The organism is Chitinophaga sp. 05T412 (genome assembly GCF_056396465.1).
This window is the reverse complement of sequence record NZ_JBFTLN010000004.1, coordinates 51400-70034: the sequence shown is the minus strand read 5'-3', so window position 1 is coordinate 70034 and position 18635 is coordinate 51400. Positions and strand designations below refer to the sequence as shown.

Sequence of the window (18635 nt, the reverse complement as noted above, 5' to 3'; positions counted from 1 at the left end):
AATGGATCCCATAACCCTTTCCCGCATTCGCGGGTTACACCCAGCTATTGCTACAGAAGTTGAATCCATACTTAATTCACTGCCTCTAAACCCTGGAACCGAAGTACGGATTACACAAGGATTTCGAACCTTTGAAGAGCAAAACACACTTTATAGTCAGGGGCGTACCAAACCAGGATCAAAGGTCACCAATGCCAGCGGTGGCCAATCTATACATAACTACGGCCTTGCTTTCGATTATGTGCTATTTAAAAATGGAAAAATTTCATGGGAGGTTGATGCCGACTGGAAAAAGGTTGCAACTACTTTTAAATCAAAAGGATTTGAGTGGGGTGGCGACTGGAAATCTTTTAAAGATTACCCCCACCTGGAAAAAACGTTCAGTTTGGATTTTAAAGCCATGCTTAAAAAGTATAATGCCGGTGATTTTATCCCTGGTACTCATTTTATCAGGATATGAAAGTAACCCTTGATATAGATATAATCGAAAACTATAATAGTCACATTCTTTCCGTGGCTGACGTAAGCGATTATCCAGTCGGGATGAAAATTGAAAATGCTACCCTGGAAATCACTGTTCCAGGCTTTGAAAGGAAATTCCTCTCTTTTGCACCGAGGCAAATCAACGTTTACAACTCTGCGACTCTGGGACTTACAGCACCTGATGTATGTAATAGTCCATTGCCAGATGGGTTGTGGCACATAAAATATTCTGTACGTCCAAATTACGAAAGGTATACCGAGCGGACATTTATGCGCATTTTTCTGCTACAGGAAAAATTTGATCGTGCCTTTCTAAAATTGGATTTGTTATGCAGCTTTTGCGATAACGACGGAAAACTTAGAAAGCTTCTGGGCGATATCCAATTATATATTCAGGGAGCGGTTGCGGCAGCAGAGAATTGTAATGAAAAGCTTGCGCTTTCTTTTTATTTAAGAGCAGAAAAAATGCTTAAAAATATTGACTGTAATATCTGATAAAATTCAAACCCCATGGCAAATTGTATCTACTGCGGAACCCAGATTTGTGATTGCAAAACAGTATGCGATGCCTGCGCTACTGAAACGGCTACCACCACTGTAAAACCTTCTACCTAATGCTTTCTTCATCTGTTCTGGTAAGTTGTCCGGGGTGCCTGGAGCTTAAGTCACTTCTACCCTTACTTACCAGTTTCATCGAAAAGCAGGCCCTTTTGATGCTAAGTAGATCAAGATTTAAAGCCGGCAATCAGCCTGATAAACCCAGACTTAATGCAGCCATTATCTACCGAAGAATTTTAAATGCAAAAATTGTTAACCCTGGTTATCTGCCCGAAGTTAGCGCTGAGGAGCTGATAGGAAAAATCAAAATGTTTTAGCCCCATGGCCTGCGAATGTAATAGTGAAAATTATCTCTGCCCTGGAACTTCTCTTTCCAGTAACTGTGTTATCTGGCAGGGGGAACCTATACCTCTTTTTGGTATTTGTCGAGGAGACGCGATCACTTTTACCATATTGGCTATCATTGAGAAAATTAATAAGCTTATTGCAGATAGCGAAGCTACACTTGCTGATTTTAATATAGCTACCTGCCCAGCACTACGTGACCTGCTGGCTGGAAAAGATCCGAGTCTATCTAATCTTATCCAGATACTATGGACCAACGGCTGTACACTCCGTGATCTTATCAGGCAGGTAGAAAATAAAATAGATAATGAGATCTCAAAACCGGCTTATCCCTTCAGCTCTAAATGTATAACTGCTGTTCCGCTTACCGGAAAAGTAGATACTGATGCTTATGTTCAGGGTATTATCAATAAGGTCTGCGAACTGGAAGGACGCATTGCATCCATTGTCCCCAGTGTTGAAACCATTATCCGTGATGTTCTTGGTGACCTCCTTTCCCAGATGATCACTTCTCCGGGAGGATGGGGAATAAAGAAATCCGGATCCGGCCAAACAGTTAAATACAGTCTGGAAGCATTTGTACCTCCCTTGGGAGCAATTCCATACCTGGGGCCGGTTACAAACTTCGATACTGCTGGCAAAGGTCTTGTCGGAACTCCTTATGAAGGCTGGTTCCTGGTAACTGGTCTTAACGGACTTCCCGATGCCAGAGGAAGAACCCTGGTAGGCGCAATAAACAATGTTCCAGGGGCGCCTCTTGATGTGGGTATCGATCCTTCTAAGCCTGGAAATGCTGGTACTAACTATAATCCTGGTGATAAGTTTGGTGAAAGTTTTCACCAGCTTACTATCAGTGAGATGCCTTCACATTCTCATCCTTTAAACGATCCTGGTCATAGCCATGGATATCGGGGATATAATGAGGAAAGAAGACCCTGCGGAAGCAAATGCGATCGGGAAACCAGCGCCACAGAAAAACAGACTTCAAGAAGTTACACTGACATTACAATTGCTGAAGCCGGAGGTAATGGTGTCCATGAAAACAGACAGCCTTCCCTTGCTATTACAGGATGGATTGTGCGCCTCCCCTAAAATTTATAGTCCAGAGTATGTGTACAGATTGCAAACCTAATGGCCCAGTTGTCTCTTTCCCGGTCCCTGAAACAGGGCCATGCAATAATTGTGATAACAAAGAATGCGCAAGTGGCCTTCATAGCACTGACTGCCTTTATTATAAGGGACCTGATCTTGCTTGCTTGCAGGTAAAAGATGAGGACAGGCTATCTGTTATTTTTCAAAAAATTGATGAGCAGCTTTGTATTTCTTCCGGTGGTATAGAGCTTGGAAATATTTTCTGCCTTAGTCCTCTCGACAACTTCGATGAGTGGGTATCCGCGATATCGGAGAAGTATTGTACGCTCAGTACCGAATTAACGCTATTTAAGAATTCTACTTTCCCTTCAGCCATAGCGGCTATAAATCAAAATATTGATAGGCTTAACAAACCGGAACTCTCATCTTGTAATAAGCTGGGGATCACCACAGGAGATAATATCAAAACTATTCTGACCAAATTATCCAGTGCCTATTGTACTATAGTGCAGGAGGATCTGGATATCTCCACCTTAAAATGGCCTGACTGCTTTATTTTTAGTCAGCCTCCAGCCGATATTAAGCAGGGATTGAAAACTATAGCGGACAAGGTTTGTGTTATAGAATCATTACTTTCAACCAACCCAGATGCAGATGTTACTTTCGATAATACTGGTAGCTGCCTGCCTGCGCCGGGTAGCAGCGATTCACTTGTCTCTACCATTACCAAAATTAAAAGTCGGTTATGTCAAAGCCCCATATTTAATGCTGCTAATTTAGTTGCCGGATGTATTGGTATCGCACCGGCAGATACTCTGGAGCTTGCAATGGGTAAAACGGTTTCCGTCTTAACAGAACTGAAGCGAAATGCTATTGTTGCCGTAAATACCTCTCAGTTTACCATTTCGGCTGTAGACCCAACTCAGAACTGCTCTGGTAAGGTACTTTCCCTTAATGGAAGCCTTACCGACCGCCATGTAGCAGCAAGTCCAAGTGATACTACGCCTGGCACTTTATCTGAAAAAATAGCTTCCGGCACCGGAATCACAATAAGCACCGATACAGTACCTGGCAAACTGGTAATTTCTTCCGCCAGTGCTCAAGGCCAGGATTACAAGGTCAAAGTCAATGGAAATGACGCTAATGCCGGTTACCTGCTTTCAAAAATGAAAGGTGCATCAAACACTCTTTGCAGTGTTACTGTTACCGAAGATAACGGGCAGGCGAAGGTTTCCTCCCAGATAGATGTAGAAGGAGTCCTGGAAGCAATATTTGAAATGCTCGAAACTGATGTCACGCTACGAAACAGGTTGTGTTCAATCCTGACAAAATGCCCATCTCCATGCTCAGCTCCAACAAATGTTCAGGCAATACCAATTCTCTAAAATAATGTATGGCGATTTTCTGATAAAATTTACTCCTACCCAAGGATCTACCGGCTCTCTGATTGAATATCGGGAGGCGTCATCTGCCATTTGGATAACACCATCGGCGCCAGCAAATCCTACCACTTTAAGTGAGTACCCGCTGGCCTTCACCCCCGGAAAGACCTACTATATTGCTATATCTTCCATAGGGAGTAGTTGCAGTCCTAAAAGGAAAATAATTACTGTGGCCGTACCACCTACCACAACTACTACAACTACAACGACTTCCAGTACAACCACGACCACAACCTCAACTACCAGTACCACGACTACTACCACTACAACCCTTCCTTGTTGCCCTCCAGGGTTTACTCTATCACCTGACCGTAGTTTCTGTTACAGGGAAGAGACCATGCAGCCAGAAATAATTACTTCCGGAATATGCCTTGCTTCGAGTAAAGAGGATGGTGCATATGGCTGGATGGGAGCGCAGCTATATAACCATCCGGTAGGGATCAATCTTCCGGCCTCAGATACATTCACCCCACTCAGATCGGCTTACTGGACTGGAAATCCTGCAGGCTACGCTGATTTAACAAAGCCTGGTCGAAATCCGGATGAAAGTGTTATGAACAGGGATTCTGTCTGGGTAGATTCGGATTGTAATAATGTCAAAGATTCCCTTGCTCGCTGCTCCGTATTACAATTTACATATCTTCTAAATCTCCCCTCCTCCAGGAGAGTACATATCGGCATTGGCGGCGATAACACGTTTCGGATAGATGTAAATAACCAAACTCTTGTTCAGTGTGAAGCCGGCGCCACTGGTATTGGCAACCCACCTTGCGCCACTGCTCCAGCGGCAAACGGACAACCTTTTACAAATGTCAACTTCAATATTTGGCATATTATCCCTGTCGATTTAAGTGCAGGTCCTAACTATATAAATTTCCGTGCAACAGGAGATGGTAGCGTTAATGACGCATTAGCAGCAGTGATCTACAACAATACGGCCTCCCAGATTGCCAATGCAACAAGCGATAGTGATCTGGATATCATTTTTAGAACCGGAGATTACAAAGGCAGCACTATTGATATCGCTACCTGCCCTGATGGATGGGTGCTCGACACATCTGGAGGCTCTGGAAATTATGTATGCCGTAAAATAACGAGTGTCCCGACTACTTTCTGTTAACTCAATTTTTAAATAATAATTACAATGCCTAAGATTTCGACCGGCAGCACTGCCATCGGATTTGCCAGCAATATTCGTATTGGTTTTAGAGCCCTTGGCTCTTCAGGCTCTTTTACATACCTGCCTGTCAAAAGTGCGGACCAGCTACCATTATCTTTTGAGGTACCCACGTCCGGAACCTGGGAGGTGGAGTATACAGAAATTTGCCCCAACTGCTCAGGAGGTATTTATTCTGATGCAATACTGGTAATAGTTACGGTATGAGAAGCCGCTAAGACTATTTTAAAAGCTTTCTTAACCTAACCAGCGCCTCATTCATAAGATCGGGAACTTCATTAACCGGTATGGAAAGCCTTTCAGAAATCTGATCCTTACTCATCCCTTCAAAATATGACAGTTCAAGAATGTTTCTGTAGGGAAAGGATAATCCTGCTATTAGCTTTGTGAGTCCGACAGGTGGAATTGAAATTTCTTCATTGGAAAAATTCTGTTGCTCCGGGAACTGGTTCCTGTAATCCAGGCATGTCTTCCTCGTAATATTGCTTATCCAGGTAAAAAAGCTGCAAACCTTTGGATTATACTGATAAAGATTACCGAATATAGTTATAAATACTTGCTCAAGAAGGTGCTCTCTCATCTGTTGAGAAGTAACCATTCTGCAGATCATTCCATATAAGGCATTACAATATTTATCATAGAGAAGTACTTTGGACTCGGCATCATTCGCATTTATAAGCTTTAGAAGCTGCTGGATATCTATATTTTCTTCCACACCAATATTGTTTGGGTCAGTAAACATTTAAGTTTTCCGCTAAAATTGGAAGAATCAGGAATTTGATTGTGTACTTAGAATGAAATATAATAAGAAATATTATATTTTCAAAATGATATTTTTTTAACTCATGGCATTAAAGTATGATGCTCAAGGGGAGCTTTTTGAAAATATCCTTTCTTAACTTTACTATCTCTCTTCTGCAATCTCTCTTTCTAATTAATACCTCCATTGTTAACCCCAGGTCATGAAAATAAGACAGGTTGTTTCTAACCTGCGCCAGCTAATAAAGCAGGTGAGTGCTGATTCTGTTATTAATGATAGAACCATCGCCTCTGAACTTAAAAATGCCGCAGCTCTGCTTATCAGAAGGGAATTACTCTTAAGAAGGTTATGGAGTAGTGCCTCCATTTTTGAGCAGATAAAATGCCTCACTCTCTGCGAAGTACCACTGGCAGAATGTTGCAGCTATAGCTCTGCATGTACCATCAGAAAATCCAGTTGCAGAATTAAGGGTCTTGCTGACCTCGGAACGTTTGGAATGGCTATTCAGGGCGTGTTTAGCGTTGATGGAACCAAAAAATTCAAAGAAGCAAATCCTTCCCGGTATGAAAACATTTTGCGGCTAAAAATACCGGATAAGAAAAGCTTCTTCTGGTTTATGGATGGCTATCTCTATATAACTGATCCTGATATTGAAGCAATAAACCTGGTGGCTTACTTTGAAAGCGATTTGCAACTGGAAGGGGAAAATTGTAGTTGCACAAATGCAGCAGAAAAGTCCAACTGTATAAACCCGCTTGACCTGGAATTCAGATGCCCTGCTTATTTAATCGAAAATGCCTCCCAGATGGTACTTGATAAACTTGCAAGGATTTACAAAAGCAGTTCTGTTGACGGTGTAAGCGATGAAAAAGATGATAGCCGATGAGACCCGTGATAGATTACCGAACCGCCGGAAACGATGCCTACAAAGAGTTCCGAACGTTGTATCCGAAAGTGGATATTTCTAAAGATTTATTTCGAAAAGTTATCTATGAGTTCGGAAATCTTCTTATGGAGCACTTAATAACTACTGGTGAGAAGGTGAAACTTCCATCTGGTATTGGATACATTACGGTTACCAAATACAGGCCACGAAAATATAAAGACATCGTTACTAAAGAAGGACGGCGATGCACTATTGTTAACCTGCCAGTCAACTGGGTACAGACAAAAATCCACGGAAAACTGATTTATCATCTCAATGCACACACAGATGGATATAGGTTTAGATGGAAATGGTTTTCAAATACCTCACGCCTTGAACAGGCATCCCTATTTACTTTTCGTGCATCCAGAAAACAGTCAAGAAGGCTGGCTAAACTTATAAAGAATCAACCCAGGCATGCAGAGCAGATCAGGCAGTGGCCCCATAAATAAAGCAGGAACCTACTACTATAACTACGATTTTATTTCAGCAGAAGGACTCTACGCCGAAATAAAGGAGGAAATGAAAAGTTACTTCTCTACCGGCGTAGTTGATGACACCATGTTCCCACTTTATACTGAAAAGGCTCTTTCTAAGCTCGGGAGAAGTGGCTATAAAATCGTTGAAACTGTGGTGGAAGTTTCCGGTTATCAGGGCACCTTGCCAAATGATTTTTTTAGTGAACGAGGAGTATGGGCCTGTGCAAATGTCATCTACAACATTTCGTTACCATCTGCAACTTATATGGAAGACCATTGCACCGTTACCCATACAGATAATCCCAATAACTGTAATTCACCCACATGTGAAACTACTTATTATCGTTACCATAAAATTACTGGTAGCCTAATGTACAGCTTCACTTTATCACAACAGCTATTTCCTGGAAGGAGAAATGATTCCGGCAGCTACCATATAGAAGGATGTCACATACATACGCTGTTTTCAGATGGACTTCTTCTTTTGCAATACTATGTGAAAGATACTGATGAAAACCAGTATCAGCTTATTCCTGATAACTACCGGATATCAGAATACATCAAAGCCTTCATAAAATTTAAAATCTATGAACAACTCTACAATGAAGTCACTGATGAAACTTTCAATCAGATTGAAAGAAAGTATCAAAACTATAAGCAAGAGTATCTGGACGCTTATATCATGGCTGATGCAGAAATAAAGAAACAAACCATATTTCAGAAAATTAACTCCATAAACAGACAACGTAGGGCACTGTATCCCTATATAATAAGGTGATGGCTGAAAGAGAAGGAGATATTCAAAATTACTATTCAGGAATCAATTCCGATTCGGTCCTTTCTCAACTTAAGGCCGGTCAGCTAATCTATGCGCTAAATGCAGTAATAGAAGGTTCAGATGGCAAAAGCTTTACCTATCAAAATGAAGGATCCAATTCGTTGTCCTTGCAGTTTAAAGAAGGGTACATTGTTTTAGGTGTAAAAAACATTCCGGAATTAAACAGAACTGTATTTTTCCTGGTAAACCCATTATCGAATGATTCTGAGATTGGTTATAAAATAAACGATAGTGGTATATATCATACAGTGGCAAATGATAAATGTCTTGCGTTTTCTCTAAGTTATCCTATACATTCAGTAGTAGTTAAAACGACCAACTGCTCCAGTCAGATCTACTGGACTGATGGGCTAAATCCCAGAAGGTGGCTAGATATTGACAACCCACCAATATTACAGAATGGCACATTGGACTGTAATCAGTTACTTGTCCAGCCAAATTTTAGTATCCCGGTGATTACCCCTACTGAAATTACTGTTGGAGGAGACCTTAACATGGGCGCCTACCAGTTTGCAATTCAATATTCCAATTTCAAGGGTGAGGGTTATACATCTTTTTATGGCATCACCAATCCGGTTGATATCTGGGAGCACAAATTCAGTCAGGATTTTAACCTCAAAAGTACTTCAGCAATAAATCTGACATTTTCCGGGCTTGATACCAGCGGAGTGTACGACTATTACAATGTTGTAGTTATCAAAACGATTAACGGTATAACCAGCGCCGAGCTTATTGGCACCTATCATATAGATGGCAATGAGAATAAACTGACTTTTACCGGCGCCACAAAAACCACTATTCGTATTAGCATGGAGGAGATCTTCGAGCGGTTTCCCTATTACGATATTGCAGGTGATGTGACTACGAGTGATAACGTTTTATTGTGGGCGAAGTTAAAAAACGCTGCAGCCACTAACTATCAGCAGATATGGTCAAAGGTTAAATTACAATTTCAAACCTGGAAAATCCCTTATATAAAAAGTGAAGGGTATTTTAACGCCATCAATACGGCACTTTACAGAGGCCATATGGGAGATGAGGTCTATGCTTTTGAAGGGTGTTTTATTTTAAAGAATGGAAAAATTACCGAAAAGTGCCATATACCCGGAAGGCAACCACTACCTTCAGACCTGGAGATCATTACCGGTGACGATGCTGCAGCCGGTGACCTGGATGGATGTAAGCCTCCCAGGCAGTTAATGCGATGGCAGCGGTATAATACCGCGAAGATAACTGGATATTGTAAACAGTATGCCGGACATGAGAAGGACCTTTGCTACAAGGGGCCTTATCAATATGGTGATTTTGGTTACTGGCAGTCTCTTGAAACCTATCCGGACAATACTTTTATCTGGGGAGATCTCGCAGGTAAACATATTCGTCATCACAAGTTTCCGGATAGCACCATTTGCCCCATACATGATAATAATACAGATTATTCTGCTGACTTCGCCCATTCAATATTTGTTAAAGGCGTAAGAATCGATGCTGAATCTTTATATAAGGCCATCGAGCAATCGGACCTAAATGATTTCCAAAAAAGTCAGATCGTAGGCTTCAAGATCTTGCGGGCAAACAGAGCAAACTCCAAAAGCGTTGTTGCCAAAGGGCTATTTTTCAACGTGGGTAAATACAGCTTTGAAGGATCAGATTATTTTTACCCAAATTATCCATTCAATGATTTAAGACCTGATCCATTTTTGTCGTCGGCTAAGCCCAAACCCAAAACAGGACTTAATCACGCTTCAAAACTTAACGGTTTTTCCGGGTCTGACTCCAAATCCAGGTTTACGTTTCATTCACCGGATACCCATTTTTACCAGCCGTTTGGTATAGACTCGGGGTACGTAAAGATGGAAACGGTAGAATTCGGTAAATCTCTGTCACATTATGTTCAGGTAAAGGACAACGCTAAATATAAATTTCTTACAAAAGACGCAACCCGCCTTGCTTTTTCTGCCGGTATGTCATCTGTAATTACCCTGTCTGTAGGCGGTGGCTTTGGGCTCCAGGCCTTTCAGGCGCAAGCAGGACTTGAACTAGGTGGAGTCATCCCCTCTTTTGAGGCAACACTTTCAGTTATCAGGAACATTACCCCAGCCATTAATTACGGTTGGCAATTAAACGGAGTAGGTGATTATTGTAACAGCTACCCTGTTGGCGATGATGGGAATAAAATTCGATCTATTGTTACCGGCGCTTATCTGACCGCTGGTATACAGAATATCGGCGATACTGCCCCTATTAATAACCTGCGTCGAGAAAGTTCTGTTTATCTTAAAACAGGTGGTAGATTTCCTTTTCCACACCAGGTTGCGCCAGATATACCTGAGGATAACTCCCGGTATTTAATTTCTGAAAGCGGATGTACCGCTAATCCGGGCGCCCTAACACAAAGAAACATCTGCGCCTATTATGGGGCTATAAAAAAAGAGATGCCTGACCAGTACGGCAGAATGTACAGCTATGAAAGCATTGATACAGGATATTATCACCATTTATATGCCCCTGATGGGAAAAAACATGATGACCTGGGAACCATTTTTGGCGGAGACATTTTTATTAACAGGTTCGGATTAAAACGGAAATTCCCCTTTTTTATCGATGAAACAGTTGGGAAGGCTGATTCTACAGATATTAACTTGGATGATCTTGGTAATGTTGCATACCCAATGTTTTGGTATTCTACAAAACCAGTTGATATCGATGCGGATTTAAATGGTTTGGAGGATGAAATCCACACGTTGACTGATTTGGGCTTTTGGACCATCGTTGGAAATCTTGTTTCTGGTGGTACCAAACCGTTGAGGGCAGGATTTACCATTTTAAATAAACTATTTCAGGCTTACCTGCAGGTGCTTGGCGTTACCAATGTCAACCTGGATTGTCCAGGCACAAAAAATATGAATGAAATCGGTAGGGCTTATCTTTTTGCTTACGGGATCCCGTATTTTTTTACCGAATCTGAAGTCAACGTTGATATGAGGCAGGCTACAAATTCCGGGGAAGGTGATTATTTCCCTCGTGTATCTACCTCTATTCCCGATCACTGGCTTCAGGAAACAAACGTATCGATCGCCAATGACAACCAGTATGTGTATAATAGTAGTTACTCAAAACAGAATAAGGAAACCTTTTTTGCATCCCTGAGACAGGATTATGATCCTTTCAAAAAGTGCCAGCATATATTTGAAAACCGCATTATTTACTCTGAGAAGGCGCATCTGGAGGAAACAAAAAATAACTGGTTAATTTACAGGCCGGTTAATTATTTCGATCTACCCAAAAGCTTTGGCCCACTATGTGGGATAAACGGCATCGAAGATACCCGTATCCTGGCCAGGTTTGCAAATAAAAGCCTGGTGTATAATGTGATGGCTACACTAAATACTGGAACTACCACCGCATATCTCGGAAATCCTGCTATGTTTTCCCAACCTCCTCTGGATTTTTTGCAAAATGATACAGGTTTCGCCGGTTCATCTCATAATTTTTTCCTAAGTACGCCTGCCGGCCATATATGGGTAGATGCAATGCGCGGACAGGTATTGTTGCTAAAAGGTAATAGCCTGACAGAACTTACCGATAATGGAATGAGTCAGTGGTTTAAAAATAGCCTTCCATTTGAGATCAGCAGATATTTTCCTGGTGTGGATATAGATAACAATTTTGCCGGTATTGGAATCTGCGGAGTTTATGATGCTTTCCTACAAAGACTTATCATCACAAAAACAGACTTTAAGCCTTTAAACGCCGAAATTAAATTTGATGGCAAACGCTTCGTAAACGGTGGGATTGAAGTATCTACACAAGACTCGGAACAATTCTGTAATCTTTCCTGGACGATTTCTTTTAATTTTCAAGTTCGTGGTTGGGTGTCATTTCATAGTTATGCTCCAAATTATTATGTGGCTCACCCTACCCTATTTCAGTCAGGAATAATGAGCGGTCTTTATGACCACAATCACCCCTACAGATTTGGAAACTTTTATGGCCATCAGCAGGATTATATACTGGAATACCCGATTTTAAACTATCCATTTGATGGTATTATCGGCGCCTTTTCCGATTATACTACTGTTTTAAAGTATACCGGGAGGGACGTGTTTTCCGAACCGGTAGAAGACATTTACTTTAACAACGCAATTATTTATACCGATAGCCAGTGCTCGGGATTGTTGGAGCTTACTCCCAAGCCCAGAGGAAATTTGAAAGCATATCTATCTTATCCCAGAAACACCCTGACTTCAAGGCAAATACTTTATAGCAGGTCTGACCATCTGTATTCATTTAATTCATTCTTTGATATCGTAAAAGATAAGGGTCAGCCTTTCTATCACCGCCCTTGTAATAAAAATAGCCTGGACAAAATATTTACTGGCCTGGATTACGGCAGTCATACTTTCCAAAAGACAAAAATCAGAGCAAAAGAAGCCCGAATCCGGTTAATATATAATGCCGGCAATCAGTACCGACTGATTTCAAAATTTGTTAAACCTGAAATTCAGCAATCCTATAAATAACCATTGTTATGCCCGATCCCATAGTCGAAGCCCGGAGAAAAGAAGAATTTATGAAAAACCGCGCCGGTAGGATCTTACAGTTGTCCCGGGAGTGGGGAGTACCTACATCAGCGATATTCTCCCAGTCAAAATGGGGATATAGTCCGGCAACTGCAACACCTGACCAGATAACATATTTTACGCTAAAGAACAACGCTGTCACCAATCAGAAGATAGATTATGGCCCAGTAAAAGGATATCCTGCAGGGGTATACCTTCCGGAGAATAAAATATCTGCAATCAAAACAGATAGTACCGGTAAGATTTTACCAGCAATTAAAAACGGTGGCAAAATAATCAGGAAAGCCCAGTACGGTGAAATTATTCCAATTGGCAGGAAGAGAAACATATCTTCTGAATTGGAGAATATACCCTCTCGCCCTTATCAGACAATTGATCCGGCGATAAGCGCATATTTTAATAATCCCGAAAACAAAAAATACATTCCGGCGAATGCAACACTGCAGGGACCTGAACCTGGAAATCCTCAGTACTTGTTAAATACCGAAAACGGTCAAATTAGCGCCGATCCATCTTTTCCTGATAATGGCTCTAAAGCAACGCATGTAAAAGCCGGTTTTCAGATACCACAGTTGAATTTAAATACTGCACCGCTTATTACCGGAATTGCCGGCGCCATAAATAACCTCTATGACAGGCAGGCAGGTCAAAATGAATTTAACCGGTTGAAAAGAAAACAACTCCAGACAACCGGATATAACCCGTACATGCATGGTACCGGATCTCAGGCAATTATGAAAAATGGAGGACGGGTAACGCCACTTTCAAATAATGGTCCCTCATCCATGGTAGAATTCAAAGGCCCCAGCCATGAAGAGGGAGGTATTCCCATTAGTTACGATGGTACCCGGGTAGAAGTAGAAGGTGGTGAGCCTGCATATATTGACAAACAAGGTGACCTCAACATCTTCGGTAATTTGAATGTACCTGGTACAGGAAAAAAATTTAAACAGATTGCAAAACTGATCGGTAAACATGAGGCTAGTGCTATTAAAAAGCTTGAGAAATCGGCCATTGCCATGGGCAGCAATGACCAACAAGATAAATTTGAAATGCTAAAATACAACTCAGCAAATCTTCAGTCAGTAGCTGCCAGCAATGATTTAGCCCAGCTATCCTACTTAAAAGATAGATTATCCGCTCTCCAGGAGAGGGAGCTGCTTTCTTCCGGCAATTATCAATCTGATAAAGCACAGGATGGGAAAAAGGTTCGTAAACCTAGTATGGCAGAGCGGCACAACAATCCCGGAAATATTAAATATGCTCCCTGGCTTGCCAAAAAATTTGGTGCTAAACAAGGTGATAGGGCAACCGATGGTGGGAACTTTGCTGTTTTCCCCAATAAGGAAACCGGGTTAACAGCCATGAAAACGCTGTTAAAAGGCCCTGGGTATAAATCCAGAACTGTAGAAGATGCAATTAAACGGTGGACAAACTCAGAAGGATATAAACAGGATGCAGGCACATTGAAAGGTAGAAAAGTTGGGGAGTTAAACGATGCGGATTTAAAAAATCTCATTAATCATATCACGACCGGTGAAGACTCCAAATTATATGATCTTGACTTTCTATTTACTGGTAGGCCAAAAGATCCAGTAATCGATGCTTCTATCCATCCTCCACAGATGCCAGTTGCGGGACAACCTACAATTCCTGGTAAATACACCAATGATCCAGGGCCTGGCATTAATCCACCAGGGAAAAAGACAGTTCCTATACCAGACTTACCTGAACTTTACCCCCCTAATGGAAGCAAACCACCAGTAAGAAATCCTTTAGGTATATCTCAGATAGGCCCCGAACTCCTGGCCTTAATTGACAGGCCTGACTTTGTGCCTGGACAGCGATATGAGCCTGATTTATTCAGCCCTTACCAGGTAAGTTTTCAGGATAGGCTCAATGAAAACCAGGCTTCCTTTAACCGGGCATCCATGTCAGCCGATAATAATTCGGCTGCTGCTTCAGTACTTGCCGGTCAAAAATACCTGGCTGATTCCGGTGTGTTAGCTGATCAGTTTCGCACCAATCAGGGTACAACAAATGATATCACCAATAAAAACATCGCATTACTTAATGATGCGCAGCTGAAAAACCTCCAGCTGGCAGATACCCAATTTACAAGGCAAACGCAGGCTGTAGCTAATACTCGCCAAAATATTTACAACGCCGTTTCTTCCCTGGCAGCAAAAATTGGTCAGAACCGTCTTGAAACAAAAAGCTACAATGCCGTTTCCAGTTTGTATCCTCAGTATGAATTTAATGATCGGGGCTCACTTAATTTTCTACCTGATAACAATCTTTCCTTTGGCGGTAATAATGAATCTGCAAACATAGATTATTATCAGCGTCAACGGATGGAATATGATGGCAATGGAAATTTAAAGAAGATGGTAGAAAACACTCCATCCGGCGCCGAACAAGCAAAAATGGATTACTACCTTTGGAATCAAATGATGAAGAAAAAAAATGCAATGCTGGCAAAACCATCGTATATTCATAGATAATATTATTTCATACTATGAATTTAAAGGATCTGTCCATAACAATAGCAGCTATAAGTGTTATTTCGGTTATTGCTGTAGTTCTATTTCAGTTGCCGGCCCTTTTACCAATTTTGAATTTGACAGATCCCAAGTCTGTATCAATAGCAACGGCCATCAGCGGATTTACAGCTCCTGTATTAAATGCTGTGACTATATTTTTTGTTTGGCAAACATTCAAAGCACAGAAAAAAACAAATGATGAGCAATATGCCAAAAATGAACAAGATTTAATTTTACTACTTATACAGCAAATGATGGTTGATTTTGATAATATTACCATTACCATAAAACCGGAAAAAAATGGTGAAGTAATATATATTCAAGAAAAAAAATCTACTGGCGCAGTAATCAAGTTTTGCAGAGAAGTTGCATTTCAAAAACATAATGCATATGGATATTTCAGAGATCAAGGAACTGGAGATGATATTTTGTATTTAATTAAATCATTCGAGATAATATCAAATAGAATTGCAGATTCTACTTTGGAGACAAACGCAAAAACCATATTAAACCAAAAGATGCAGGTCTTTTTTAACTTGAAATTGGAACCCTCTCTAAAAATGCTTGTTGATAAATTTATTAACGAAAATGATGTATATGCGGTTTCAATAAGGAATTTTTATAACAAATATGAAAGTACAATGAATTCCATTTAGCTTTGAAAACACTTTAATTCCTCAAATTAACAATACCTATAACCCGGAATATAGCCGTTGTATTTTTGTACAATGGCAAATTTCCTTGAGCAGCCACGGCAATTCAACCCTTATATTCAGCAAATTCCCATAGATATATATTCTTCCGTTGGTCTGCAAAAACAGCTTGATTACAATTCTGGTATCACAAAAGTTAATTCCTATCTGCAGCAACTCTCAGGCCTCGGAGCTGAGTTGGTGCGCGATGTAGATAAGGAATATTTAAATACCAGGATAACCGATATCAGATCAAAGGTAAATAATGCTGCCGCCGCTGATTGGTCTTCACAGTCACTTGTTAACCAGGTAGGAAGTATGGCTGGTATCATTGAAAATGATGCAAACATTCAGCAGGCTATTAGTGGTAGCAGGAAATACCTAAAAGATGAAAAGGATATTGCCGATGCTAAAACTGGTAAAGCTGGTAAATGGGCGCCGGAAAATGAATGGATACTTAGAAAGCAGATGAGTTCATGGCTGGGGAGTCCCGAGCTGGGAGCTGTTTATTCGACCAGTGGCTATAAACCCTATCAGGACGTAACTGCAGACGTTATTAAAGCATGGAAGGATGCTAAACCTAACTCCACACTGGTACAAAGACCTAATGGAGATTTTTATGCTATTGAAAAAGTAGATAACCAGGTACAGGGAAAAGACGGTAAAACACTCATTGAAACTAGTGTTAAAGAGCTTCGGCCCGATGAAATAGCTACTGAGATCAATAACCTCCTTACTCCGGCTCAAAGAGAGCAGCTGGCAATTTCTGGTTTATATCATTTCCGTAACGAGGAGGATACAGCCGGCATTTCAAAAATTATTGGTAATCATTTTTCAGACACCAAAAAATATTACCAGTCTATCCTTGCCCAGGAACAGTTGAATCTCACTACCACTGCCAGTAACCCAAAGGCCATTGATGCTACGCGGGAGCGAATAAAAGTGGTTGAAAAAAAACTCTCAGATCTTTCTGATAGTGAAAAGCAGTACAGATCCGGCGCCCGGGAAAATCCCGATGCAATCAAAAGTTCAATATACTATGAAAACTGGCTAAACAGCATTGGTAGCCGTATTGGCTTTCAGGAGACATCTACTAAAATCGTCGATAATCCGGCCTATAAAGTACAACTGGAGGAATACAAGATTTGGGCAAGTCTTCAGAAATCACTTAATGAAAGTTCAAAAAGCTCAAAATCCAAAAAATCTGAAAAGGGTGAGGATGAGGATGAGGGATTGTTTACACCGCTTACAGGAACCGTGCTTGCTCAACCTGAAATTGAGCGACAAAATATTACTCTGGATAATTTCAAGCGGCAATTACTGGATGCTTCTTCAGCAACGGTACAGCAAACCAATGATCTACTATATCGCAATTTCGGGGATAGGTTTGTTTCCAAAACTATCAAAGATTTAAATGGCGATGGAATTCAGGAACAAGTATATGTATTAAAGCCAGGTATGGAAAAGGAAGCTGCTCTTACGATTGGCTCCTGGTGGGATTCTTTTCGTAAAGGAGATCCCAATCTTGATATTACCATCCGGCAAACACTTGCCGATATTGATGAAAAAAAACTTGTCACTAACAGACTGGCAGAAGTAATTTCCGGCGTTGAAAAGGAAGCAGACAGGCATATATCGTCACTACCCTCCTATCAGAAATCCCAGCAGGCCCTCAAAGCCTTTAACGCGCTACCTTCCGTAAATGTCGGTGGTATTGAAATATCTCCTGACCAAGTGCGTAAATATCGACAGCTCATAGATGAAAAGCTAGTCAGCACGCCGTCTCTCGGCGTAGGCAGTCCAGGTGGTGCATACATGCCTGAACTAAGTGACTTTGAACTGGCCTCCTACGGCCTTGATAGGGATAAATACAATTTACTAAGAAGCGGTCTACCCGGGGATAAAATTGCCAGGCAGCACCTTGAAAATCTCTATAAAGCTAATGTTTCGATCACAGCGGAGACTAATGCTTTAGTAAAAGAGAAACAGAAATATATTAATCAGAGTGTAACTAAATACAAAGGAATTTTCAATGAAGTTGCTATTACTGTCCCAACTTCAAAGCCGGAGGAATCAAGACCTATCATAAATTTTGTCCAGACCCTTGCAGCTAACGCCCGTGAAACCGAAATGGGTGGGCATACTGACTGGCCAATTGTCCGTAAAATGATCGGCGAGGAAAACGGTAAAAATACGGCTTACTCCTATGTTCAGTCCCGAGATGGAAAAGTGCGGATTCGCATTTCCAACGTGGACGTAAATAAAGGACAGCCAGAATATATCGATTTGGATTCTCAAACGGCAAAAATCAACAAAATTGGTATGCCCGATTACCTGGCTACCACCAGGACCCTACTTGATCTTGGCGAAGGAATAAGAACAGGCAATTCATTTGAAAATTCAATTCCTACAAATAATGGAAAAACCGGGAGATTTTCCGTCCGTCATGAAGTGGAAAACTTTGGTGGTCGATATAAAGTAAAACTTTATGTCACCAATACTTCGAAGGCGGAAAAAAAACCTTTGGAGGTTCCTATTAACACTACTCTTTTTTCTGGATGGAATGAGCTGAGCAATTTTTTGCTTCAAGATGTAACAGAAAAATTCCTACTCTCTTTAACAGGTGTTTCCGCTACTCCTACTGGAATTGCTTCCCCGAATCCATTCCCAAATAATCCTCTGATAAATAGTGCCGCTTCCGGTGGCAGGTAATATAAA

Annotated in this window: 13 protein-coding genes; 12 read left to right on the top strand and 1 reads right to left on the bottom strand. The window is 41.1% G+C overall.

Annotated elements, in window-relative coordinates; all coding sequences use genetic code 11:
• The first annotated feature begins 1 nt into the window (after position 1).
• The 6 genes from AC1DFM_RS10525 (at position 2) to AC1DFM_RS10500 (ending at position 5304) form a co-directional block, all read left to right on the top strand.
• Positions 2-460 carry a M15 family metallopeptidase gene (locus tag AC1DFM_RS10525; protein WP_477076680.1) on the top strand — a complete coding sequence of 153 codons (459 nt, stop codon included), beginning with the start codon at positions 2-4 and terminating at the stop codon, positions 458-460.
• The gene (locus AC1DFM_RS10520; RefSeq protein WP_477076679.1) at positions 457-978 is read left to right on the top strand and encodes a hypothetical protein; all 522 of its coding nucleotides are present in this window, start codon (positions 457-459) and stop codon (positions 976-978) included. Before AC1DFM_RS10525 ends, AC1DFM_RS10520 begins: the two co-directional genes overlap by 4 nt.
• A 384-nt stretch (positions 979-1362) precedes the next feature.
• Positions 1363-2478 carry a hypothetical protein gene (locus tag AC1DFM_RS10515; RefSeq protein ID WP_477076678.1) on the top strand — a complete coding sequence of 372 codons (1116 nt, stop codon included), beginning with the start codon at positions 1363-1365 and terminating at the stop codon, positions 2476-2478.
• 17 nt (positions 2479-2495) lie between these two features.
• Positions 2496-3863, top strand: a complete 1368-nt coding sequence (locus AC1DFM_RS10510) for a hypothetical protein (RefSeq protein WP_477076677.1) — start codon at positions 2496-2498, stop codon at positions 3861-3863.
• A gap of 394 nt (positions 3864-4257) precedes the next feature.
• Positions 4258-5040, top strand: coding sequence for a hypothetical protein (locus AC1DFM_RS10505; protein ID WP_477076676.1), 783 nt, complete (start codon positions 4258-4260; stop codon positions 5038-5040).
• A 24-nt stretch (positions 5041-5064) separates the two neighbouring features.
• Positions 5065-5304: a hypothetical protein gene (locus tag AC1DFM_RS10500; protein ID WP_477076675.1), complete on the top strand. Its 240-nt coding sequence runs from the start codon at positions 5065-5067 to the stop codon at positions 5302-5304.
• A 13-nt stretch (positions 5305-5317) separates the two neighbouring features.
• Here the strand turns inward: AC1DFM_RS10500 and AC1DFM_RS10495 are convergent, their stop codons facing one another.
• A complete protein-coding gene (locus AC1DFM_RS10495) occupies positions 5318-5812 on the bottom strand; it encodes an RNA polymerase sigma factor (protein ID WP_477076674.1) in 495 nt (164 codons plus the stop codon).
• A gap of 247 nt (positions 5813-6059) precedes the next feature.
• On the opposite strand from AC1DFM_RS10495, the gene AC1DFM_RS10490 reads away from it, so the two are divergent.
• From AC1DFM_RS10490 to AC1DFM_RS10465, 6 genes are all read left to right on the top strand, one after another.
• A complete protein-coding gene (locus AC1DFM_RS10490; protein WP_477076673.1) occupies positions 6060-6743 on the top strand; it encodes a hypothetical protein in 684 nt (227 codons plus the stop codon).
• A gap of 456 nt (positions 6744-7199) precedes the next feature.
• Positions 7200-8039, top strand: coding sequence for a hypothetical protein (locus tag AC1DFM_RS10485; RefSeq protein ID WP_477076672.1), 840 nt, complete (start codon positions 7200-7202; stop codon positions 8037-8039).
• Entirely contained in the window at positions 8039-12622 is a 4584-nt protein-coding gene (locus AC1DFM_RS10480; protein ID WP_477076671.1) for a hypothetical protein, read from the top strand. The genes AC1DFM_RS10485 and AC1DFM_RS10480 overlap by 1 nt, the downstream gene beginning before the upstream one ends.
• A gap of 8 nt (positions 12623-12630) precedes the next feature.
• Positions 12631-15186 carry a hypothetical protein gene (locus tag AC1DFM_RS10475; protein WP_477076670.1) on the top strand — a complete coding sequence of 852 codons (2556 nt, stop codon included), beginning with the start codon at positions 12631-12633 and terminating at the stop codon, positions 15184-15186.
• 14 nt (positions 15187-15200) lie between these two features.
• On the top strand, positions 15201-15881 hold the full coding sequence (locus AC1DFM_RS10470; protein WP_477076669.1) for a hypothetical protein: 681 nt from the start codon (positions 15201-15203) through the stop codon (positions 15879-15881).
• 72 nt (positions 15882-15953) lie between these two features.
• A complete protein-coding gene (locus tag AC1DFM_RS10465; RefSeq protein ID WP_477076668.1) occupies positions 15954-18629 on the top strand; it encodes a hypothetical protein in 2676 nt (891 codons plus the stop codon).
• Positions 18630-18635 lie beyond the last annotated feature (6 nt).

Excerpts from the sequence above, each read along its gene's own strand:
- AC1DFM_RS10525 (WP_477076680.1), top strand. The coding sequence starts at position 2 with ATGGATCCCATAACCCTTTCCCGCATTCGCGGGTTACACCCAGCTATT.
- AC1DFM_RS10520 (WP_477076679.1), top strand. The coding sequence starts at position 457 with ATGAAAGTAACCCTTGATATAGATATAATCGAAAACTATAATAGTCAC.
- AC1DFM_RS10515 (WP_477076678.1), top strand. The coding sequence starts at position 1,363 with ATGGCCTGCGAATGTAATAGTGAAAATTATCTCTGCCCTGGAACTTCT.
- AC1DFM_RS10510 (WP_477076677.1), top strand. The coding sequence starts at position 2,496 with ATGTGTACAGATTGCAAACCTAATGGCCCAGTTGTCTCTTTCCCGGTC.
- AC1DFM_RS10505 (WP_477076676.1), top strand. The coding sequence starts at position 4,258 with ATGCAGCCAGAAATAATTACTTCCGGAATATGCCTTGCTTCGAGTAAA.
- AC1DFM_RS10500 (WP_477076675.1), top strand. The coding sequence starts at position 5,065 with ATGCCTAAGATTTCGACCGGCAGCACTGCCATCGGATTTGCCAGCAAT.
- AC1DFM_RS10490 (WP_477076673.1), top strand. The coding sequence starts at position 6,060 with ATGAAAATAAGACAGGTTGTTTCTAACCTGCGCCAGCTAATAAAGCAG.
- AC1DFM_RS10485 (WP_477076672.1), top strand. The coding sequence starts at position 7,200 with ATGCAGAGCAGATCAGGCAGTGGCCCCATAAATAAAGCAGGAACCTAC.
- AC1DFM_RS10480 (WP_477076671.1), top strand. The coding sequence starts at position 8,039 with ATGGCTGAAAGAGAAGGAGATATTCAAAATTACTATTCAGGAATCAAT.
- AC1DFM_RS10475 (WP_477076670.1), top strand. The coding sequence starts at position 12,631 with ATGCCCGATCCCATAGTCGAAGCCCGGAGAAAAGAAGAATTTATGAAA.
- AC1DFM_RS10470 (WP_477076669.1), top strand. The coding sequence starts at position 15,201 with ATGAATTTAAAGGATCTGTCCATAACAATAGCAGCTATAAGTGTTATT.
- AC1DFM_RS10465 (WP_477076668.1), top strand. The coding sequence starts at position 15,954 with ATGGCAAATTTCCTTGAGCAGCCACGGCAATTCAACCCTTATATTCAG.